Below are 22,354 nucleotides of genomic sequence, written 5' to 3' on the forward strand. Positions count from 1 at the left end.
ACCCGGCGCACGCACACGCCCCGGCGGACCGGAATCCGGTGGCCGGAGAAACCCGGCAAAACCCGGCGGGCCGGAACCCGGCCGCCCCGTGCGGGACGGCCGGACCGAAGCTCCGGGCAGGCGGGCTCCCGGTCGGATCAGACGCTCGCGCCGAGAGCGGAGTTGATCGCCGTCGGGTCGCCGCACACGATCAGCAGCGCGCCGGCCCGCTCGCGCGCGAGGGACAGCCGCTGGGCCGCGTCGCCGACCAGGTCGCCGTTGACCGCGACGACCACGACCGGACGGCCGCCCGCGCGGCCGATCAACGACAGGTCCGCGAAGAACACGTCGTCACCGGCATCGTGCTGCGCCCAGTACGAGGCCTCACCGAAGGAGAGTTCGTGCGTCGCCCAGGGGTGCTGCTCGCCCGTGGTGAGCACGAGGACGTCACCCGGAGCACGGCCGTTGTCGAGCAGCAGGTCGACAGCCTCCTCGGCGGCGTCGAGCGCTCCGGCGACGGGGGCCGGGATCACCTGCAGCTGCGGTACGGAACGATTCTCCGTACGCACGGGCGGGCCGGGGACGGGGTGGGGGCGCTGCGCCGGAGGCGCAGGCCGTGCGGGTCCCGGGTGTCCGGGACGCGGGGTGGCCGCAGAACGCGGGCCAGGAACGGGACGGGGGGTCGACGCGGTGCGGCCGGCGGCCGGAGTCACACGGGGACCCTGAGCGCTCTCGTGAATCTGAGGCTCCTCGGGGGTGAGAGGCATGGATGGTTGTCTATCAAATGCCGATACGCCTGGTGTCGGCGGGTGGGTGCGCAAGCGCGATCAGAAGTCGAAGCCGAGCTGGCCCCCGCTTTCGAGTGCTGCCGCCTCGGCGGAGAAACGGACCTTCTTCAGGTGCTGCCACCGTGGCAGCGCGTCGAGGTACGACCAGGACATGCGGTGGTGGGGGGTGGGCCCCAGTTCCTCCAGCGCCGCCCGGTGCGTCGGTGAGGGGTATCCCGCGTTGGCTCCGAAGGCGAAGTCCTCGAACTCTCCGGTTTCGGCGCCGAGTTCCGCCATCATCGTGTCGCGGTGCACCTTGGCGATGACCGAGGCGGCGGCGACCGCGATGCAGGATTGGTCCCCCTTGATGACGGTACGTACCCGCCACGGGCTTCCGAGGTAGTCGTGCTTGCCGTCGAGAATCACCGCGTCGGGGCGTACCGGCAGCTCGTCCAGGGCGCGGACGGCGGCGAGACGGAGCGCGGCCGTCATCCCGAGGTCGTCGATCTCCTCGGGAGAGGCATGGCCGAGGCCGTAGGCGGTGACCCAGTCACGCAGGACGGGCGCCAGCTCGGCGCGGCGCCGGGGCGTGATCAGTTTGGAGTCGGTGAGCCCCTCCGGGGGCCTGCGCAGACCGGTGACCGCCGCGCAGACGGTGACGGGACCTGCCCACGCTCCGCGTCCGACTTCGTCGACACCGGCGACGGTCCGGGCACCGGTGGTGGCACGGAGCGAGCGCTCGACGGTGTGCGTGGGTGGTTCGTACGGCATGGCGCCAGACAGCGTACGCCGATGGCGGCGGTGGCGACACCCCGGGGGACCGGGCATTCCGTGAACTGCCCGGCAGACGCGGTGTCCAGCGACCGACACGGGCATCCGTTCGGATACCGGGGTGTGGGGCCCGGCGCCGTATCCGCACGGATGCGGTGTCGGGTCCCGGCGCCCGGCGCCCGCCGCCCGCCGCCCGCGGCAGCCGCCACCGCCGTGCCGTACCGACTGCCGGCGCGGAGCCGCCGCCGCGGGACGGAACCGTACCGTCGGCGGGAGCGGCGGCGGAGCGGTTCCGGCGGACGATCGGTCAGTCGAGCGGTCGGTCGGGCGGTCGGTCGGCTCCGGCGCGCCCCCGCGTCGGAGGCGGGTGCGGGGCTCCCGCGTCAGTACGGGTCGTACGGGTCGAAGGCGCCGGGGTCGACAGGATCGGTGGGATCGGTGGTGTCGCGGCCGATCCGGTCGTCGGTGTCGTTCAGCGCGTTGCACGGCGCTCCGGCCGGGGCTGCGGGGCGGTCGGCGAGGATGTCCCGCGCCTTCGCCTCGCTCCAGCTCGTGGCGTACCACGGTGCGTCCGAACGCCGGAGCGTTTTCTGGATTTCCCGGAGCGCGCAGGCACGCATGCTCGCACTGGGAATCCTGTCCAGAGCGGGCACCGCGTCGGCCGACAGTTTCTGCAGGTAGGTGATGTCGATCGCCTTGCCCTCGCGGTAGCGCTGGACGTTCTGTTCGGCGATCAGCCGGTCGGGGGAGATCAGCCCGAAAGCCAGCACGCCCACGGCGGCGCTGACCGCGACCGCCCTGGGCAGATGCCGGGCGCCGAAGACGCCTGCCGCGATGATCAGCACCAGTACGACGCCGAGCCAGAGTTCGACCGCCGCCACCGAGATGCGCAACCGGGTGAGGCCGAACGCGTCGACGTACAGATCCATGCGCCGCAGCGCGGAGGCCACGACGACGAGGGTGAGGACGCAGAGGGTACCGAGCACGCCCTTGACGAGCAGGCGGTCCTTCGCCCCGCCGCGTGGGGCGAGCCGCAGAGCCAGGGCGATGACCACCAGGGTCAGCAGAGTGGCCCACAGCAGCTGCCAGAAGCCCTCGCGGGCGTACTCCGCGGGCTTCAGGCCCGTCTCCTCCAGGACCTTGTCGTAGCCGCCGAGCAGCACGACGAGCTGGAGCGCGATGAAAGCGGCGAACAGCACGTCGAGGACGATGAGCGGCAGCGCCCACTCCACCCGCCCCCGCGCTCGCCCCGGCCTGACGGCAATCCTGTCCCACCGCGTGGGGGCGGCGGCCGTGTGCGCGGCGGCGAGTGCGCCGGCCAGGCCCAGCGCGAGAAGGAAGACCCGCCAGGGCCCGTCGCCCAGCGAGACGTCCGGCAGGACATCGCCGAGCAGATCCGCGAAGGCCGCGTCGGCACTCGCGAAGAGCGTCCCGAACACCAGCAGCAGCACCACGGCGACAGCGGTCGTCCGGAGCACGGTGCCCCAGCGCGCCCGCGAGCCGGTGGCCCGCGCACGGACGCCGCGCCAGCCCCATCCGACGCCCGGGACCACCGCGTCCAGCACCCCCAGCGACCCCGCGAACACGCCCACCCAGCTGCGGCTGCCGTGCAGGGCGAGTGAGCCCAGGGCGACCGCGGACACCACCGCGAGGAAGGTCGGCCAGCCCGCGTCCAGCAGCGCCGGGATCGCCAGCAGTGCCAGTCCGCCCACCGCCCAGGTCAGCGTCCACGCGCGCGCCCCACGACCGGCCCTGCGGGCCTCCAGCCAGGCTCCGGCCGCGGCGGGCAGTGCGACGATGAGGAGGTTGATCCCGAGACCGTCGCCGAGCAGCAGGGCGCTGAGGACTCCGGTGGCGACGACCGCCCACAGGGTCGCGCTCCCGATGGGCGGCGGAGTCGCCGGACGGACCTGGGCGAACACTCCTGGCTGCGCGGGCCGGGGCGTCCAGGGGTTGGCGGGCGCGCCCGGGGACGCCGGTGACCCCTGAACCGGCCCCGATGCCGGGGATGCCGCACGCGGATGCGCGCTGCCGCCCGACGACTTCGCGGCCACCGGGGAGACGGACGGATGCGCAGCCACCGGGGACACGGGCGGCGCCCCGCCTACCCCACCGGAGCCAGAACCGCCCGAGCCGCCTGACCCACCAGACGGACCGGACGCACCGGACGCACCCACGTCGCCGGCACCACCGGCACCACCGGACGACGGTGACGCGTCCTGCGGATCCGGTATTCCGGACGGCTGGCCGGACTCGGACGTTGTCATGGGACCCCTCCCCCGCGCGGGCCCACCGTGCGGTCGTGCGTCGGCACGGCCGTGCGTCGGCACGTCACCCGCTGTCTCGTTCCCTCGCGCGCGGGTGCAGACCACCGGGCGGCGCGTGGCCGAAACAGTAGCCGCGCGGGGCCCGCGCGCACCGGCCCCGGGGGCCCTGTGGCAGGACCGTGACACGAAGGACGGCATGACCACGCTCCGCGCCCGAACGCTTCCGCTGGGCACCCGGTGCACGTCCGGAAAACCCGGTTCGCACCGGCCGGGTGCCCCGGAATCCCGGCCGACGGCAATCAGCGGTCGACGGACAGCGGACAGCGGACAGCGGACAGCGGACAGCGGACAACGATCGACGCACAGCGGTCGACGGACAGCGGTCAGACGGGTCAGACGCGTGGCTCGGCGGGCACCCAGGCGGGCGGTTCCTCGGTCTGTGAGAGCCATCCGGCGGGCGGGGCTCCGGCCCGGCCCGCCGCGACGATTCCCCCGACGATGGCGCAGGTGGTGTCGACGTCACCGCCCGCCTGGGCGGTCACCCAGAACGCCTCCTCGTAGGAGCCGAGGGAGCGTGCGGTCGACCAGAGGGCGAAGGGGACGGTGTCCTGAGCGCTGGTACGGCGGCCGTTGCCGAGGACCGCGGCGACCGTCGTGGGGTCCTCGTAGTCGAGCATGTCCTTCGCGCGCCGCAGCCCGGCCACCACCGCGCTGCGCGGCAGCAGGGCGATCACCGCGTCGAGCAGTTCCTCCGGTGGGGGCGGTCCCCCGGGGGAGGCGGCGAGCGCCGCCGCGGCGGCCACGGCCATCGCTCCGGTGACGGCCTCACGGTGCTGGTGGGTGGTGTAAGAGGAGATCTCGGCCTGGTGGGTGGCCTGCTCGGGATCGCCGGCGTACCAGGCGCCGAGCGGGGCGACGCGCATGGCGGAACCGTTGCCCCAGGAGCCTTGGCCCTGGAACAGCCCGGCGGCGAGCTCCTGCCAGTCGCCGCCCTCGCGCACGAGCCGGAGCATCCGGTTCACCGCAGGGCCGTAGCCGCGGTCGAAGTCGTGGCGTTCGGCGAAGGAGTGGGCGAGCGCGTCCTGGTCGATGCGGCCGTGTTCGGCGAGCACGGCCACCACCGAGCAGGCCATCTCGGTGTCGTCGGTCCACTGCCAGGGCCCGGGCGGCAGCGTGCGGCTCCGCAGCAGCGGGTAGTTCACGGGGACGAAGAACTGGGAGCCCAGGGCGTCCCCTACGGAGAGTCCGCGCAGACTGGCGAGGGTGCGTTCGTAACGACGTTCGAAGGTATCGGAGGAGTAAGAGATCATCTTCCTACCACTCTATTCGCTAGTTCGATGACGGCTCGGGAATTCCACGACGGCTCGGGGAACGCTCTGCCGCTCCACCGCTCTATCCAGTGATGCCGTACGGCTCCGGGGTCCGCCAGCGCGCGAACGGGCGGTCGAGGGTGTAGCGGTTGTCGGGTCCGAGCAGCAGCATCCGGGTCTCGGCGTTGCCCGGGTTGGACAGCGACTCGAACTCGGCGACCGACCAGTGCAGCCAGCGCATGCAGAACAGTCTCATCGTGAGCCCGTGCGTCACGAGCAGCACGTTCGGCGGGTGGTCGGGGTCCTCGAAACTCCGGTGCAGACTTTCCAGGAAAGCGCCGACCCGGTCGTAGACGTCGGCTCCGGACTCGCCCTGCGCGAAGCGGTAGAAGAAGTGCCCGTAGGCGTCCCGGTACGCCCTCTGGAGCCGCACGTCGTCCCGGTCCTGCCAGTTTCCCCAGTCCTGCTCGCGCAGCCTGGGCTCCTCGCGCACCCGTACCCGGGTGAGGTCGAGTCCGAGCGCGCGGAACGTCTCGTGGGTGCGGCGGTAGGGGGAGACGTACACGCTCACCCGCTCGTCACCGAACAACGCGCGCAGCCGGAAACCCGTCGCCTCGGCCTGCTGGAGCCCGGTGTGCGTCAGCCGCAGGGCGTGGTCGGGCTCACGCTCGTACACCGTGTCGTCCACATTGCCCTCGGACTCTCCGTGCCGTACGAGGACGATGCGCTGCGGTCGTGCCATGGAACGACCCTAAGGGCTGCGAACGAATACGCCTCGTTCGAACGGTGGGGCGAACCCCCCGGCTCCCGGCCGGGCACGGCCGGTCAGGTCCGTGTCCGACGGCCGGGCCGGGACGCATGACGTCGCGCCCGGGTCAGGCGATCGTCCAGGACGGCTCCAGCTGGACGACGTCGCCGCTCAGCGCCAGTACGTCCGCCTCGGTCCCGGCGCGCTCCGACAGCCGCTCGGCGCTCTGGACCCGGTACTTGCCGCGCTCCGCGCTCGACTGCCACATGGACAGCACCAGGAACTCGTGGCCCGGCGCCTCGCCGAAGACCCCGCGCAGCATGCCCGGCGATCCCGCCATGGCCGGGTTCCAGACCCGCTGCTGCATGAGCGCGAAGTGCTCGACCCGGTCCTCACGGACCTTGCTGTGGGCCACCCGGATGACATCGGCGTCGGTGAATTCCGGTTCGAAGCCCGTCTTCACGTCGAAGCGGTACTCGAACAGCTTGACCTGCACGTCGCGGTACGCACCCGGTCGCCCGGCGGTCGCGCCGTCGCCGGTGCGCGCCATGGAGGAGTCGTAGAAGACCCGGTTCTCCCAGAACGCGAAAACGTGGGCGATGTCCGGACGCCCCCGGCTCCACCCGCCGCCCTGCCCTCGGAACCCCGGCTCATCGAGCAGCCCCGCCCCCTGTCGCTGCCCCTCTTCGAACCCATGACGGTCCACCACGGCGCAACGCATCCACTTGACCAGCACCGCGCCATCGTACGGCTCCGGGCGTGGCGCGCGTCACTCTCCGGTGGAGAACGTCCGAACTCCGTCCACAATCCGGTGCGGGATACACAGAATGATCACCATGACCGGACTGCACGCCCATCCGCTGTTCTCCCGGCTGGAATCCGCCCAGCACATACTCGTCACCGGGGCCGGCGGCGGCTTCGACATCTACGCAGGCCTGCCGATCGCCCTGTCGCTCCTGCACCGAGGGCAGGACGTCACGCTCGCCAATCTCACCTTCAGCTCGATCGAGAGCCTCCCCCTGGACGACTGGGTCGCGCCGGACGTCGCGGCCGTCACCCCCGACAGCTCCCCGTACCAGACGTACTTTCCCGAACGCACCCTCGCCCAGTGGCTGGCACTGAACGGGTACCCCAGTACCGTCCACGCCCTCGCGCGCGTGGGTGTCCAACCTCTGCGCGACGCGTACCGGGCGCTGATCGAGCGGTACGCCGTTGACGCGGTCGTCCTCGTCGACGGCAGTACGGACATCCTCATGCGGGGCGACGAATCAGGTCTCGGCACACCCGAGGAGGACCTGACCTCCGTCGCCGCGCTCGCCGGGATCGACGTGGCGCAGCGCCTGATCGTCTCCGTGGGCTTCGGGGTGGACGCGTACCACGGGGTCAGCCACGGGCTCGTGCTGGAGAACATCGCCGCCCTGGAGCGGGACGGCGCCTACCTCGGCGCGTTCTCCCTGTCCCGTTCGACGCGCGAGGGCGCGCTCTACCTCGACGCGGTCGCGCACGCCCAGGAGAGCACCCCGGGCCACCCCAGCATCGTCAACGGGTCAATCGCCGCAGCGGTCCGTGGCTCGTTCGGGGACGTACGGTTCACGTCGCGCACCCGGGGCAGTGAACTGTTCATCAACCCCCTGATGTCGCTCTGCTTCGCCTTCGAGCTGGAAGGCGTGGCCCGCAATTGCCTCTATCTCGACCGCATCGAGGACACCCACCTCCTGCGCCAGGTCAGCAGCCGGATCGAGCTGTTCCGCGAGGAGACCGTCCAGCGCGCCCCCCTCCGCATCCCGCACTGAGAAGCACCCAGAACACCGAGGACTCCGAGCACTCCCCAAGCACCCGAGATCTCGCGGATTCCCGGAGCACTCCGAGATCTCCCGGAGCTCCCCGAGCTCCCCGAGCTCCCCGAGCTCCCCGAGCAAGCAACCTGAGCATCCGCGGCCTTCACCACACGGCCGCTTCACGCCACTTCGGGCCGGACGTGGCCCGATCCGACCGCCCGGCGCCAACGCGGTTGGATCCGGGAAGAGTTATAGCCATCATCGGGTGATAGGACCGGATCGATGGCGCAGCGGCATGAAGGGAAGTCCGATGAGCACTCCCAACAAGGACATCGAGAAGGTCGAAGTAAGGATCAAGTGGGACCCCAGCGAGCTCGGTGAACCGCCCAACGACCTGGACATCATCGCGGGCACGTATGTCGCCGACGCCCCGTTCGGCGACCCCGACTACCTCGTGCACTTCGACAGCCGCTCCCCCGACGGCACCATCACCCTCAACCGGGACAGCAGGAACGGCCAGGGGTTCGGGTTCGACGAAGTGATGACCCTGGAACTCGACCGGCTCGCCGAGCGGTACGTACGGGTCGTCGTCGGCGTGGCGATCCAGCAGCGCGACGGCCGCAAGACGTTCGGGGCGGTGCCCCACACCGGTGTGCAGATCCGCGAGGGCTACACCGAACTGGCTGAGGACGACTTCTCTCGCGTCGCCTCGGCGACCGCGGCGGTCGTGGCCGAGTTCACCCGGGACGGCTCCGGCCTCTGGAGCTTCCACGCGGTGCTCCGGGGTTTCGACGGCGATCCGGGCACCTTCGCCGCCGAGATGGGCAGGGGCGTGGGGCCCTCGGCGTGAAGGCCCGGAGAGCCGCCGGGGTCCCGGAAGCCCGGTAGAACCAGCAGGTCCGGACGAGCAGCAGAACGGGCAGCGGAACGAACGCCGGAACGCTCAGGGGTGTCCCGAGCTCCCTGAGCCCGACGGAAACGCGCCGAGGGCGGTGGTCCCGGTCTCCCGGGTCCACCGCCCTCGGCGGTCACTCAACTGTCACTCGTGCGCGCGGTTTCGAGCGCGCGCACGGGCGCGTGCGGCTGGGATCAGCTGCAACCGCTGGTCGAGCCGCAGCCCTCGCAGATGTAGCAGGAGCCGGCGCGCTGCATCTTCGTCCCGCAGGAGAAGCAGAGCGGGGCGTCGGCGCTGATGCCGAGCTGCATCTCGACCAGTTCGGCCGAGGTGTGCGCGATCCGCGGCGCCGGCTTCTCGGCTGCCTCCACCGGGGCGGCGACGGCCTTCAGCGGCTCCACGTGCAGCGGGGCGGACTGGGCCAGCGACTCGGTGTGCAGGTCCTCGTCCTCCTCGGTCGGCTCGTAGGAACCGGTGTCGAGGTGACGCTGACGCTCCTCGGCGGAGTGGATGCCGAGGGCCGAGCGGGTCTCGAAGGGCAGGAAGTCGAGCGCCAGGCGACGGAAGATGTAGTCGACGATCGACTGCGCCATCCGCACGTCCGGGTCGTCCGTCATACCGGCCGGCTCGAAGCGCATGTTGGTGAACTTCGAGACGTACGTCTCCAGCGGGACGCCGTACTGCAGACCGACGGAGACGGCGATGGAGAAGGCGTCCATCATGCCCGCGAGGGTGGAGCCCTGCTTCGACATCTTCAGGAAGACCTCGCCGAGACCGTCGTCCGGGTAGGAGTTGGCGGTCATGTATCCCTCGGCGCCACCGACCGTGAAGGAGGTGGTGATGCCCGGACGGCCCTTGGGAAGACGCTTGCGGACCGGGCGGTACTCGACGACCTTCTCGACCGCGGTGCGGATGGTCTCCTCGGCCTTGGCGGTGACCGCCTCCTTCTCCTTCTCCTTGGTCTTGGCGGAGAGGGGCTGGCCGACCTTGCAGTTGTCGCGGTAGATGGCGAGCGCCTTGACGCCCATCTTCCACGCCTCGAAGTAGACCTCTTCGACGTCCTCGACCGTGGCCGTCTCCGGCAGGTTCACGGTCTTGGAGAGCGCGCCGGAGATCCACGGCTGGATGGCCGCCATCATCCGGACGTGGCCCATGGCCGAGATGGAACGCTCACCCATGGCGCAGTCGAAGACCTCGTAGTGCTCGGTCTTCAGGGCCGGGGCGTCGACGACGTTCCCGTTCTCCGCGATGTGGGCGACGATCGCCTCGATCTGCTCCGGCTGGTAGCCGAGACGGCGCAGCGCCTGCGGCACGGTGCCGTTGACGATCTGCATCGAGCCGCCGCCGACCAGCTTCTTGAACTTGACCAGGGCGAGGTCGGGCTCCAGACCGGTGGTGTCGCAGGACATCGCCAGACCGATGGTGCCGGTCGGGGCGATGACGGACGCCTGGGCGTTGCGGAATCCGTTCTTCGCGCCGAGGCGGATCACGTCCTGCCAGGCCTCCGTGGCGGCGGCCCAGATCGGCGAGTCCAGGTCGTCCACGTGGACGGCCTTGGTGTTGGCGTCGGCGTGCTGCTGCATGACGCGCTGGTGCGGCTCGGCGTTGCGGGCATAGCCGTCGTACGGGCCGACGACCGCGGCGAGCTCGGCGGAGCGGCGGTAGGAGGTACCGGTCATCAGCGAGGTGATGGCGCCGGCGAGCGCACGGCCGCCGTCGCTGTCGTACGCGTGGCCGGTCGCCATCAGCAGGGCGCCGAGGTTGGCGTAGCCGATGCCGAGCTGGCGGAAGGCGCGGGTGTTCTCGCCGATCTTCTCCGTCGGGAAGTCCGCGAAGCAGATCGAGATGTCCATCGCGGTGATGACGAGCTCGACGACCTTGGCGAAGCGCTCGGACTCGAAGGACTGGTTGCCCTCGCCGTCGTCCTTGAGGAACTTCATGAGGTTCAGCGAGGCGAGGTTGCACGAGGTGTTGTCCAGGTGCATGTACTCGCTGCACGGGTTCGAGCCGTTGATGCGGCCGGACTCCGGGCAGGTGTGCCAGGCGTTGATGGTGTCGTCGTACTGGATGCCCGGGTCGGCGCAGGCCCAGGCCGCCTCGGCCATCTTGCGGAAGAGGGACTTGGCGTCGACCTCTTCGATGACCTCGCCGGTCATGCGGGCGCGCAGACCGAACGTGCCGCCGGACTCCACGGCCTTCATGAACTCGTCGTTCACGCGGACCGAGTTGTTGGCGTTCTGGTACTGGACGGACGTGATGTCGTCGCCGCCCAGGTCCATGTCGAAGCCCGCGTCGCGCAGGGCGCGGATCTTCTCCTCCTCCTTCACCTTGGTCTCGATGAAGTTCTCGATGTCGGGGTGGTCGACGTCGAGGATGACCATCTTGGCCGCGCGGCGGGTGGCGCCGCCGGACTTGATGGTTCCGGCGGAGGCGTCGGCACCGCGCATGAAGGAGACCGGGCCGGAGGCGTTGCCGCCGGAGGAGAGGAGCTCCTTGGAGGAGCGGATGCGGGACAGGTTCAGGCCTGCGCCGGAACCGCCCTTGAAGATCATTCCCTCTTCCTTGTACCAGTCGAGGATCGACTCCATGGAGTCGTCGACGGACAGGATGAAGCAGGCGGAGACCTGCTGCGGCTGGGGGGTGCCGACGTTGAACCAGACCGGGGAGTTGAAGCTGAAGATCTGGTGCAGGAGGGCGTACGCCAGCTCGTGCTCGAAGATCTCGGCGTCCGCGGGAGAGGCGAAGTAGTCGTGCTCCTCGCCGGCCTTGCGGTAGGTGGTCACGATCCGGTCGATCAGCTGGCGCAGACCGGTCTCGCGCTGCGGCGTGCCGACAGCTCCGCGGAAGTACTTGCTGGTGACGATGTTGACCGCGTTCACCGACCAGAAGTCGGGGAACTCGACGCCACGCTGCTCGAAGTTGATCGAGCCGTCGCGCCAGTTGGTCATGACGACGTCACGGGGCTCCCACGCCACCTCGTCGTACGGATGCACGCCGGGGGTGGTGTGGATGCGCTCGATACGCAGACCCTTGCTCGGCTTGGCTCCCTTGGTGCGGGAACTCCGTGCCGGGCCGCTCGCCGTCTCTGTCATGCCGCCTCCCATATGTGGGCAAAAACGCCCTGAAGTGCCCAGTTCTTCCCGGGGCACGGTGCTGTGTCTGGTGCTCCGGACGCCGCGCTCGGCGTCGGAAGCAGGTCTGTGGACCACCCTGGCGCCGACCGGCAGACCTCAGCCGGAGGGCGCGTACCACTCAGTGGGCGGGAACGGAGGGAGCGGGGACCTCGGGGGTCTCCCCGCCCTCTCCGGCGGGAAGCCGCCGTTCGCGCAGTTCCGCGATGGCGGCCTCGAAGTCTTCGAGCGAGTCGAACGCCCGGTACACGGACGCGAAGCGCAGGTACGCGACGAGGTCGAGTTCCCGCAGGGGACCGAGTATGGCCAGCCCCACGTCGTGGGTCGTCAGCTCGGCGCTCCCGGTGGCGCGTACCGCCTCCTCGACCCGCTGGCCGAGCTTGGCGAGAGCGTCCTCGGTGACCGGCCGCCCCTGGCACGCCTTGCGGACGCCGGAGATGACCTTGGTGCGGCTGAAGGGTTCGGTCACCCCGCTGCGCTTGACGACCATGAGCGAGCAGGTCTCCACCGTGGTGAACCGGCGGGAGCAGTCGGGGCACTGCCGGCGACGCCGGATCGACGTTCCGTCGTCCGTCGTGCGGCTGTCGACGACCCTGCTGTCGGGGTGCCTGCAGAAGGGGCAGTGCATGGTTCCCAAGCCTCCTTCACGGCACGAGTAATGAGCCTCACAGGGGCCCGCCGGGGCCCTTCGAAGCAGTCACCAGCATAGGGGATTCCCGGCGCTTGCCGGACCGCGGACCACAACCTCTGGGCGACCCGGGCAATCCAACCACTAGATCTAGGGTTTTACTCGGTTTCGGCCCCAGGCGTGTCGAACCGGCCCGGGACACCCGGGCCGCGCACGGCCAAGGCACGAGGGTACGGGAAACGTCCGCGCCCCGGGACGCCGGGTGGGGCCCTTCCGGCGCGCCCGCCGGGGGCCCGCGGGACCTGCCGGGCGACTCCCGCGCACCATTCCCGGGCGCGCCAAGGGGAGGGCGCCCGGAAGGCCCCGCGGCCACCGCGCGAAAAGTGCGGCGGTACCGTTATGAACCGAATTCGCGAGCCGCCCGCACACGAGCGCATACACCCGGTCACAGAGGCCCGGCAGGCCTTTATTCGTTTTTCACTCGAACGTGTGTTTGGCGCAACCTTTCGAAAGCTACTACCGTTGTCCCAGCCAGGGAGAACATTTCGAGAGGGGCCGATGTGACCACCAGCGCCGACAGTGCCACGATCACTGCCCGGGACCACCGCTCTCCGAGCCGACCTGAGCCGGTGCATGCAATGAACGACTCTGTCACGAACCCGGACGGGCCGGAGCCCCCCAGGGCCGCACGCTCCTTGCCCGGGCGCCCCCCTGGCATCCGGGCCGACAGCTCGGGCCTCACCGACCGGCAGCGGCGGGTCATCGAGGTCATCCGCGACTCGGTGCAGCGCCGGGGGTACCCACCGTCGATGCGGGAGATCGGGCAGGCCGTCGGCCTGTCCAGCACCTCGTCGGTGGCCCACCAGCTCATGGCCCTGGAGCGCAAGGGTTTCCTGCGCAGAGACCCGCACCGCCCGCGGGCGTACGAAGTCCGGGGCTCGGACCAGCCCATCTCGCAGCAGACGGACACGACCGGCAAGCCCGCCGCCTCGTACGTCCCCCTGGTCGGCCGGATCGCGGCCGGTGGTCCGATCCTCGCCGAGGAGTCGGTGGAGGACGTCTTCCCGCTCCCCCGCCAACTGGTCGGTGACGGCGAGCTGTTCGTTCTGAAGGTCGTCGGCGACTCCATGATCGAAGCCGCGATCTGCGACGGCGACTGGGTCACTGTACGCCGCCAGCCCGTCGCCGAGAACGGCGACATCGTCGCCGCCATGCTGGAGGGCGAAGCCACGGTCAAGCGGTTCCGCCGCGAGGACGGCCATGTGTGGCTGCTCCCGCACAACGCCGCGTACCAGCCGATCCCCGGTGACGAGGCGACCATCCTCGGCAAGGTCGTGGCGGTGCTGCGGCGCGTCTGAGCCGCGGCGCGGCAGACCCACCCCGGAAGACCCACCCTGGCGCGCAGAGCCCCGGTGACCGCCCCCGAAGACGTTCGGGCGGCCCCACCGGGGCTTTCTGCTGCGCGCGAGACCGCTCACGGGCCCGCGCGCGAGCCCGCGCGAGCGTTCGGGACTGCACGGGCCCCGGGACTCGGGCCCCGGCGGCCCGCGCACGGCTCAGGGCACGCCGTGAGCGATCGGCGCGCGGCCCCGAGCCGGGTGGTCAGCGCCCCTCGGCCTTCGCCGCCGCGTCGATGGCCGCCAGGGACCGGCGGGCCTGGTTGCGGTCCGTGGTGTACCAGAAGTCGGGGAGCGAGGCACGCAGATAGCTGCCGTACCGGGCGTTGGCGAGACGGGGGTCCAGGACCGCCACGACACCCTTGTCGCCGGTGGCCCGGACGAGCCGGCCCGCGCCCTGCGCCATCAGCAGCGCGGCGTGGGTGGCGGAGACCGCCATGAAGCCGTTCCCGCCCGCCTGCTCGACCGCCTTCGCGCGGGCGCTCATCAGCGGGTCGTCGGGCCGGGGGAAGGGGATGCGGTCCATGACCACCAGCTGGCAGCTCGCGCCCGGTACGTCGACGCCCTGCCAGAGCGACAGGGTGCCGAAGAGGCAGGTCTCCGGGTCGGCCGCGAAGTTCTTGATCAGCTCGCCGAGGGTCTCCTCCCCCTGGAGCAGGATGGGTTTCTCCAGCCGCTCGCGCAGTACCTCCGCCGCCGCCTGCGCCGCGCGCATCGAGGAGAACAGCCCGAGCGTGCGCCCGCCGGCCGCCTCCATCAGCTCGGCCAGTTCGTCCAGCATGTCGGTGCGCGAACCCTCCCGGCCGGGGGTGGCCAGGTGGCGGGCGACGTAGAGAATGCCCTGCTTCGGGTAGTCGAAGGGCGAGCCGACGTCGAGCCCCTTCCACTGCGGGACGTCCTCGCCCGCGGTGCCCTCGGGGGCGAGGCCCAGGGAGGCGCCGACGCCGTTGAAGTCCCCGCCGAGCTTCAGGGTGGCCGAGGTGAGCACCACCGAGCGTTCGGCGAAGAGCTTCTCGCGAAGCAGCCCCGAGACGGAGAGGGGGGCCACCCGCACGGACGCGCCGAACCGGTCGTGGCGTTCGTACCAGACGACGTCCCACTCGGAGTGCTGGGTGATCCGCTCGGCCACCGCGTGGACCGACTCCACGGAGGCCATCGCCTGCTTGCGCACCGCGTCCTCGTCCGTGACGGACTTGTCCCGGGTGGTGCCGAGCGCGGAGATCACCGTGCGGGCGGCGTCGCGCAGCGCCATCAGCGCGTAGTTGAGGTCCTCGGGAACCTCTTCGAGCCGGCCGGGCAGGGCCAGTTCCATGACGCGTTCGAACCCCTCCGACGCGGTCTGGAGCGCGTCGGCCGCCTTCTCGTTGACCAGCTTGGCGGCGCGGCGCACCGCTCGGTTGACCTGGCCGGGCGTGAGCTCGCCCGTGGCCACACCGGTGACCCGCGAGACCAGCTCGTGCGCCTCGTCGACGATGAGCACCTCGTGCGACGGGAGCACGGGTGCGCCTTCGATGGCGTCGATGGCGAGCAGGGCGTGGTTGGTGACCACCACGTCGGCCAGCTTCGCCCGCTCCCGGGCGGACTCCGCGAAGCACTCGGCGCCGTACGCGCACTTCGACGCACCCAGGCACTCCCGGGAGGAGACGGAGACCTGGGCCCAGGCGCGGTCCGAGACCCCGGGGGTCAGGTCGTCCCGGTCGCCGGACTCGGTCTCGTCGGACCAGTCCCGCAGCCGGAGCAGGTCCTGGCCCAGCTTGCTGGACGGCGCCGCCGCCTCGAACTGGTCGAAAAGCCCCTCCTCCTCGTCCTGCGGCATGCCCTCGTGAAGGCGGTGCAGGCAGAGGTAGTTGGAGCGGCCCTTGAGCATCGCGTACTGGGGGCGGCGGCGCAGCAGCGGGTGCAGCGCCTCCACGGTGCGCGGCAGGTCCCGCTCCACGAGCTGGCGCTGGAGGGCGAGAGTGGCCGTCGCGACCACGACCCGTTCCCCGTGCGCCAGCGCGGGGACGAGGTAGCCGAGGGACTTGCCCGTGCCCGTGCCGGCCTGGACGAGGAGGTGGGAATTGTCGTCCACGGCCCCGGCGACGGCCTCGGCCATCGCGGCCTGGCCGGGCCGTTCCGTACCGCCGACGGCGGAGACGGCGGCGTGGAGGAGCTCGGTGAGGGATGGCTTCGTCATAGCCGCACCAGCCTACGGCGCGGCGGTGACAGCGGCGATCACTCCAGGACGGATCGACCGATCGTTCCGGGGCGGATCGACGGATCTCTCCGAGACGGATCGTTCCAGGACGGATCCGACGGGGCGGGCCGGATCCGGTGGATCACTCCTGGACGACGCGGTGGATCACTCCTGGACGGATCCGGCGATGTGCAGCGGGTTCGGGACGACGCCGTGGACGGCGGCGTGCGGGCGGTCCGGGCGGTCCCGGTAGCCGTCCACCAGCAGGCGGTTGCGGTTGAGACACAGGCGCTCGATCTCCGGCGTCAGCATGTCGAACATCTCGAACCGGTCCTTGAGCTCGGGGAAGCGGGCGTGGTGGCGCAGCACCTCGGCCCGCACGAGTGACCAGAATTCGCCCTCGGGAACCCCCAGCTGCTCCTCGCAGAGCGGCGACAGATAGCGGAAGACGCCGACGAAGAGCCCGGAGTGGATGAACTGCGTGAGGAAGGAGGGCTCCTCGGTCAGCAGGACGGCGCGCACGTCCGCGGGCATGGTGGCGTGCTCGGGCAGCGGGTGGGCGCTGACGTTGACGTCGTCGACGAAGTCCTTGATCGCGAGCCGCACGGGTACGTCCCGTTCGTCGAAGACCACGATGGCGTTCTCACCGTGCGGCGAGAACACGGTCCCGTACCGGTAGAGGAAGTGCAGGAGCGGCGGGAGCAGGGCGGCGAAGAGGCGGACCAGCCAGTCGCGGGGGGCCAGTCCGGAGCGTTCGACCAGTTCGGCGGTGAAGGCACGGCCGTCGGGGTCGGTGTGCAGCAGAGAGGCGAGGGTGCGGGCCCGTTCCCCCGCCGCCAGCCTCGGCGGCAGCGGCTCGCGCCAGATCGCGCCGAGGATCTCCTTGAACTGGTAGGGCACTTCGGGCAGCCGGTCGTAGAGCGGGTGCTCCACCGTCACGGAGGCCACCTCGCCGAGCAGGATCACCGCGCAGGTGTCGCGCAGGAACGGGTCGGCGTCGCACAGCCCCTGCACCCAGCCGGTGACGGCGGGCGCGGCGAGGGTGCGCTCGGTCGGCAGCCCGCGCCAGACGAGGGTGTTGAGGATCGACAGGGGGAGCTTCACCGTGAAGCGCTCGGGGCACCCCACGTTGGCGAAGGTCCGGATGGACTGCTGGGGCAGCCGCAGATCGCCGTCGTCGTGCAGGGGGACGATGTCGTCCGCGGCGATGGCGGGCGCGTAGAGCGGCACGATCCACTCGTCCCACTGCCAGGGGTGGACCGGCAGGTAGACGTACGCGCGCGGGTCGAGCCCCCGGCCGGCGAGCCGGGCCTCGAAGGCGTCCCGTACGGAGGGGTCGAGCTCGCGGGCGTACAGCTGGTCGGGGGTGTCGAGCCCGGATACGCCGCGGTAGCCGGCGATCCGGGTGCTGACGGCGATCCACGGCAGGGTGGTGGCGGCGCGCGCCTCCGGGGTGAAGCGGGCGGCGTCGCCGGCGGAGAACCCGAGGCGGCCCTTGTTGGCGACGAGCCAGGGGTGGCCGGTCTGGTGGCCTTCGAGTTCGGCGTAACCGAGGTCGGCGAGGTCGGCCGCGCCGAGCGCGGTGTGGGCGAGGTGCGCGTCGGAGGCCAGGGTGCTGGTGAGTTCGCGCACGAGGTGTCCGAGGGTGGCGCCGTCCAGGCCGAGGAGGCCCCGGGCGCGGGTGAGGAAGAGCAGTGGATCGCGGAACGGCCGCCCCTGCGGCGGGTTGTCCGCGTCCCCGCCGCCGTCGTCCGGCCGGGGTGTCTCGCGGACCGAGGCGGGGTCGACGCGCCAGCTGCCGTACACCCCGCGGCGGGCCCGGAAGGCGAGGGTGGCGCCGTCGTCGAGGAGCAGGGCGTACGGTTCGCCGGTGCCGTCCGTGGTGACCGGGGGCTGCTGCGGGAGCGGCGTGAGGATCTCCTCGTACGCGAACTCGCCGAGCATCTTCGCGAGCAGCTGGGCCGTGACCCGGTCCCAGACGGCTCTGTTCAGTTCCGGGCGGGCCGGGAGCTGCTGACGCCCCGCCTGTTCAGGGCTCAGGGGATATGTGTGCACGGGGACTCCTCGGGACGGAACCGATGGGGTTCGAGCGGTGTGCGTGCTTCGGCGTGTTCTTCACAGGTGGTCTCGGTGGGCTCGGTCGCGGACCATCAGGGCGGCCTTCTTCTCGGGCAGGTCGAGTTCGGCGGAGAAACGGAATCCCGCGCTCAGAAAGGCCGAGACGGAAGGGGTGTTGCGCAGGTCGGGTTCCGCGACGACGCGTGCGCAGGAGGGACGGTGGTCGAACACGAGGTCGGCCACCGCGCGCAGCAGGGTGGTTCCGACCCGTCGGCCCCGGTCGGTGACCCCGCCGATCAGCAGGTGCACCCCGGTGTCGTGGGGGCGGGCCGGGTAGTGGCGGGCGAGCGGGTCGAGGTCGGCGCGGTAGATCTCCCAGTAGCTCATCGCCTTGCCGTCGAGCACGCCGAGGCAGGGGACGCTCCGCCCGTCGCCTTCGAGCTGCCCGGCGAGATGGCGGGCGGTGACCTCCTCGGGCCCGGCGAGCTCCCAGAAGGCGGCGACGGCCGGATCGTTCATCCAGCGGGTGACGACGGCGAGGTCGCGTTCGAGGCGTACGGGGACGAGCTGGAAGATCCCGGCGGACGTGGTGGCGGGGCGCCAGCTGCCGGGCGCGTCCAGCAGCGCCGAGGCGGCGGGACCGGCGGCCGACGGGGCGTCCGCGGCGAACAGGGCGAGCAGTTCCTCGGTCAGACGCAGGTCCAGGGTGTCCTCGACGGCGGTGGCCGGGGCGCTCCTTCGGCCCGCCCCGCCGGTGGTCCGGGCGTCCTCTGCTCTCGTCATCCTGGGATCTTGTCCGTGGGTGGCCTTCCGTGAAACCGGTCCGGCCGCCCGGTTCCCGGGCGTGTCGGCGGATGGCACAGCGGCGTTCTCCTCTCCTTTGACCGGCGGTCCCGGCGTCCCGGCATCCCGCGGTCCCTCGGGAACCGGCGGGAGTCCCGGCCCGTGCTTCGGACCGGGACTCCCGGGTCGGCGGGCGGGGACCCGGGCCCGGGACTCCCCGCCGGCCCCGGACCCGGGCCCGGGTCCCGTAGGTGCCGTGCGGTCAGGAATGCAGCGGGTTGGTGATGGTGACGTACACGGACTGGGTGTCGACGGGGCCGACGAGTTCGTCCATGCCGTTCAGCCGGGTCAGCAGGTTCGCCTTGCAGCGCAGCCGGGTGGTCTCCAGGAGGTACGCGGGGAGGGGCGAGCCCATCGGCGCGGCGGAGCGCAGGAAGCGGCGGAACGCGTCGAGCAGGAGGCGTTCGTCGGCGAGGTGCTGGGAGCCGAAGGCGCCGATCAGCCCGAGGACGTTGTTGATGCCGAGGTAGTAGGCGAACCGTTCGTCGGTGACGGCGTCGGAGACGAAGGTGTCGCTCTCGGTCCCGATGCCGGGCAGCCGGCGGTCGAGCGCGTCCCGGTGGGACTCGCGGAAGTAGTACCCCTGGTTGTCGCGGTACCGGCCGCCCACGGGCCAGCCGTCCGCGTCGAGCACCACGAGGGTGTTCTGCTGATGAGCCTCCAGGGCCACCCCGGCGGTCGCGTCGAGCCAGAGGACGGGGCGTACGACGCGGTCGAGGTAGCGCAGGAACCACTCCGCGCAGACGGCGCCGACGGTGCGTCCGGTGCGGTCGGCGAGCCGGGAGACCGTCTCCGCCAGGCGTGAGCGCATCGCGGTGCGGCCACGCCGGGGACGGACGGCGGTGAGGCCCGCGACGCAGAGGGCGTCGTCGTGCGGGCCGAAGGGGTTGTTCCGCAGGACCACGTCGAGTCCCTGGACCGGGCTGCCGTCCTTGGTGTCGACGGCGAGCCAGGCCGGGTCGCGGACGATGTCGAACCCGGGGTGGGCCCGGCGCCACTCGGCGGACAGGCCGCCGCTGAGCAGCCGGTGCACCTCCGCGCCCCGGTGGAGCTCCTTGCGGAGGTTCTCCCGGCGGGAGTTGGTGATGCGTACGCCCAGCGAGAGCTTGAGCATGACGCCCGCGCCCGGCCGGTAGACGGTCCGTACCGAGGAGGTGGGGTGCCAGCGTCCGCCCGCCTCGCCGAGGTCGTGCAGGAGGCCCGCGTCGAGGAGTTCGGTGACCTCGGTGCGGCGCCGCAGCTCTTCGGCCTGCCAGGGGTGGACCGGCAGGGCGACCGTGCCCTCCGGGAGGCGCAGCCCCTCGGTGTGCGGGGCGAGGAGTTCCTCGGCGGTGACCGGGCGGCCGTCGCGGGTCCACGCGGAGTCGGTGGCGAGCACGCAGCGGTCGACGGCCATCCAGTGGAGCGGGAAGCTGCCGTGGAGTTCGGGCGAGTAGAGCCGGGCCTCCGACTCCGAGAGCCCTTCGCGGCTCTTGGGCGTGGGGTGGAGCGGATGTCCGTGCAGCAGGGACTGTTCGGCGGCGAGGAAGGGGTCGGTGCCGGGGGGCTCCTCGGGGGTGCGGCGCCGCTGGGTGAGGAACTGGCTGGTGTGGCGTACGGAGTCGGCTACCCGGCCCACGAGTTCGGCGGCGGCGTGCCGGTCGCCCTCCCGGCAGAGCAGGGCGGCGACGGTGACCGCGTCGGCGGCCGGGGCTCCCGCGGGGGCGCCTTCGAGGGTCGGCGGGCCGAAGCGGTGGTGCCCGGTGGGCGACCAGTGGAGGACCGGCACGAGGAGGGCGGTGCCGCTGGCCGGGAGGGGGATGCGCAGGGTGTCCCGCTCGGGGCGGGGCAGGTCCATCTCCCGCGCCCAGCAGCGCAGCAGGCTCTCGGCGCCCGCGACGTCGGCCGCGCGGTACGGGTCCGGATCGTCCAGCGGGTCCGCGTGCGGGGCCGGGGCGCTCTCGTCCCCGTGGTGGCCGGCCTTCTGACGGGGAACGGTCGTCGCCTCGGCCGTACGCGGGCCGAGCGGCGCTTCCTGCCCTCGGATCTGGCTGGTGAGAGGGGTGTCGGCCTCGGGCGCGGGGGTGGGGTTCACGGCTTCTTCCTTGTGAGGGGTTGCGGGGTCAGCGGAGCGACCCGGCGGCGGCCCGCCGGTGCGGCGAGCCTTCTGCGGCTTGCAGCGCGTCGGCGAGGCGGTCGAGGACCGCCGTCGCCTGTTCGTCGGTGAGGGTGAGGGGCGGCAGCAGCCGGATGACGGCGTCGTGGCGCCCGCCGAGTTCGACGATGAGGCCGCGGCGCAGGCATTCCTGCTGCACGGCGACGGCGAAGCCCGGGTCGGGCGGTGGTGCGCCGCCGTCCTGTTCGGGGGCGGCCTCGGGGTCGACGAGTTCGACGCCGATCATCAGGCCGCGCCCCCGGACGTGCCCGATGGAGGGGTGGTGCGTGGCCAGCTCGCGGAGCCGGCCGAGCATGCGTTCGCCGAGTTCGCCGGCGCGTTCGGCCAGGCCGTTCTCACGGACGTACGCCAGGGTGGCCGCGCCCGCCGCCATGGCGAGCTGGTTGCCGCGGAAGGTACCGGCGTGGGCGCCGGGCTGCCAGAGGTCGAGCGAGGAGCGGTAGACAATCACGGCGAGGGGCAGCGAGCCGCCGATCGCCTTGGAGAGCACCATCACGTCGGGGACCACCCCGCTGTGTTCGACCGCCCAGAAGCGGCCGGTCCTGCCGACGCCGGTCTGCACCTCGTCGGCGATCAGCGGGATGGACCGGTCGGCCGTGATCCGGCGCATCCGGCGCATCCAGGCGTCCGGGGCGGGGTTGACCCCGCCCTCGCCCTGCACGGGTTCGAGGATCATGCCCGCCGGGGCGGGGACTCCGCCCTTGGGATCGTCCAGCAGGTGCTGGGTCCAGTGGGCGGCGATCTCGGCTCCCCGCTCCCCGCCGATCCCGAAGGGGCAGCGGTAGTCCTGCGGGAAGGGCAGTCGCGTGACGCGCACCTCCTGGGCGCCGCCGGACGCGTCGAGCGCCCCCGAGGTCATGCCGTGGTACGCGCCGGTGAAGGCGAGCAGTCCGGTGCGGCCGGTGGCCGCGCGGACCAGTTTGAACGCGGCCTCGACGGCGTCGGTTCCGGCGGGTCCGCAGAACTGGATACGGGCGTCGCGGGCCAGTTCGCCCGGGAGCGTGGCGAACAGTTCGGTGGTGAAGGCGTCCTTCACCGGGGTGGCGAGGTCGAGGACGTGCAGCGGCGCGCCGGAGTCGATGACCTTGCGGATGGCCTCCAGCACCACGGGGTGGTTGTGGCCGAGCGCCAGGGTGCCCGCGCCGGAGAGGCAGTCGAGGTATCTGCGGCCGTCTGCTCCCTCGATGGTCAGCCCGCGTGCCCGCACGGGCACGATCGGCAGGGAGCGCGCGTAGGTGCGCGCCGCCGACTCGCGCAGCGACTGGCGGCGCAGGATGCCCTCGTGCGCCGCGGGCAGGGCCGCCGGTGCTGATTCGGTCACGGCCACGACTGTTGATCCTCCTGCGTTCACGGTTGAGTTGCACGTCGTTGGGTCGTCCCGGAGTACGTTCTCCCGGCGACGGAGTGCGCGGGTGAACTCCGAGCGTGTGTCCCCCGTACGGACCAACGAG

The 22,354-nt window shown here is 71.7% G+C and carries 16 protein-coding genes; 3 read left to right on the forward strand and 13 right to left on the reverse strand.

What is annotated here, in order from left to right; translation table 11 throughout:
- Window positions 1-137: 137 nt before the first annotated feature.
- The 6 genes from ACFWEE_RS12270 to ACFWEE_RS12295 form a co-directional block, all read right to left on the reverse strand.
- Complete coding sequence (locus tag ACFWEE_RS12270; RefSeq protein WP_386888523.1) at window positions 138-746, reverse strand: hypothetical protein; 609 nt, start codon at window positions 744-746, stop codon at window positions 138-140.
- A gap of 60 nt (window positions 747-806) precedes the next feature.
- Complete coding sequence (locus ACFWEE_RS12275) at window positions 807-1,517, reverse strand: ribonuclease HII (RefSeq protein ID WP_386888524.1); 711 nt, start codon at window positions 1,515-1,517, stop codon at window positions 807-809.
- A gap of 383 nt (window positions 1,518-1,900) precedes the next feature.
- Window positions 1,901-3,784 (reverse strand): DUF4153 domain-containing protein, encoded by a 1,884-nt coding sequence (locus ACFWEE_RS12280; RefSeq protein ID WP_386888525.1) that lies wholly within the window; start codon window positions 3,782-3,784, stop codon window positions 1,901-1,903.
- 392 nt (window positions 3,785-4,176) lie between these two features.
- A complete protein-coding gene (locus ACFWEE_RS12285; RefSeq protein WP_386888526.1) occupies window positions 4,177-5,094 on the reverse strand; it encodes an ADP-ribosylglycohydrolase family protein in 918 nt (305 codons plus the stop codon).
- An 82-nt stretch (window positions 5,095-5,176) separates the two neighbouring features.
- Window positions 5,177-5,836, reverse strand: a complete 660-nt coding sequence (locus tag ACFWEE_RS12290) for a histidine phosphatase family protein (protein WP_386888527.1) — start codon at window positions 5,834-5,836, stop codon at window positions 5,177-5,179.
- A gap of 133 nt (window positions 5,837-5,969) precedes the next feature.
- Entirely contained in the window at window positions 5,970-6,578 is a 609-nt protein-coding gene (locus ACFWEE_RS12295) for a DUF4937 domain-containing protein (RefSeq protein ID WP_386888528.1), read from the reverse strand.
- Window positions 6,579-6,678: 100 nt separating this feature from the next.
- On the opposite strand from ACFWEE_RS12295, the gene ACFWEE_RS12300 reads away from it, so the two are divergent.
- Together ACFWEE_RS12300 and ACFWEE_RS12305 are read left to right on the forward strand one after the other, a co-directional pair.
- Window positions 6,679-7,635 (forward strand): DUF1152 domain-containing protein, encoded by a 957-nt coding sequence (locus ACFWEE_RS12300; protein WP_386888529.1) that lies wholly within the window; start codon window positions 6,679-6,681, stop codon window positions 7,633-7,635.
- 295 nt (window positions 7,636-7,930) lie between these two features.
- The gene (locus tag ACFWEE_RS12305) at window positions 7,931-8,470 is read left to right on the forward strand and encodes a TerD family protein (RefSeq protein ID WP_386888530.1); all 540 of its coding nucleotides are present in this window, start codon (window positions 7,931-7,933) and stop codon (window positions 8,468-8,470) included.
- A 239-nt stretch (window positions 8,471-8,709) separates the two neighbouring features.
- On the opposite strand, the gene ACFWEE_RS12310 is transcribed toward ACFWEE_RS12305, so the two are convergent.
- Complete coding sequence (locus ACFWEE_RS12310) at window positions 8,710-11,607, reverse strand: vitamin B12-dependent ribonucleotide reductase (RefSeq protein ID WP_386888531.1); 2,898 nt, start codon at window positions 11,605-11,607, stop codon at window positions 8,710-8,712.
- A 160-nt stretch (window positions 11,608-11,767) separates the two neighbouring features.
- Entirely contained in the window at window positions 11,768-12,274 is a 507-nt protein-coding gene (nrdR, locus tag ACFWEE_RS12315) for a transcriptional regulator NrdR (protein WP_327178357.1), read from the reverse strand.
- 560 nt (window positions 12,275-12,834) lie between these two features.
- Here nrdR and lexA point away from each other — a divergent pair.
- Entirely contained in the window at window positions 12,835-13,632 is a 798-nt protein-coding gene (gene lexA, locus ACFWEE_RS12320) for a transcriptional repressor LexA (RefSeq protein WP_386888532.1), read from the forward strand.
- A 244-nt stretch (window positions 13,633-13,876) separates the two neighbouring features.
- Here lexA and ACFWEE_RS12325 read toward each other — a convergent pair whose 3' ends face one another.
- From ACFWEE_RS12325 to ACFWEE_RS12345, 5 genes are all read right to left on the reverse strand, one after another.
- On the reverse strand, window positions 13,877-15,847 hold the full coding sequence (locus tag ACFWEE_RS12325) for an ATP-dependent DNA helicase (RefSeq protein WP_386888533.1): 1,971 nt from the start codon (window positions 15,845-15,847) through the stop codon (window positions 13,877-13,879).
- Window positions 15,848-16,012: 165 nt separating this feature from the next.
- Entirely contained in the window at window positions 16,013-17,902 is a 1,890-nt protein-coding gene (locus tag ACFWEE_RS12330) for an IucA/IucC family protein (protein WP_386888534.1), read from the reverse strand.
- 60 nt (window positions 17,903-17,962) lie between these two features.
- Complete coding sequence (locus ACFWEE_RS12335) at window positions 17,963-18,688, reverse strand: GNAT family N-acetyltransferase (RefSeq protein ID WP_386888535.1); 726 nt, start codon at window positions 18,686-18,688, stop codon at window positions 17,963-17,965.
- A 262-nt stretch (window positions 18,689-18,950) separates the two neighbouring features.
- Entirely contained in the window at window positions 18,951-20,822 is a 1,872-nt protein-coding gene (locus ACFWEE_RS12340; protein WP_386888536.1) for an IucA/IucC family protein, read from the reverse strand.
- 28 nt (window positions 20,823-20,850) lie between these two features.
- Window positions 20,851-22,230: a diaminobutyrate--2-oxoglutarate transaminase family protein gene (locus ACFWEE_RS12345; RefSeq protein ID WP_386888537.1), complete on the reverse strand. Its 1,380-nt coding sequence runs from the start codon at window positions 22,228-22,230 to the stop codon at window positions 20,851-20,853.
- Window positions 22,231-22,354 lie beyond the last annotated feature (124 nt).

It is taken from the genome of Streptomyces sp. NPDC060184, from assembly GCF_042728795.1.
In the GTDB taxonomy this organism is placed as follows: Bacteria; Actinomycetota; Actinomycetes; order Streptomycetales; family Streptomycetaceae; genus Streptomyces.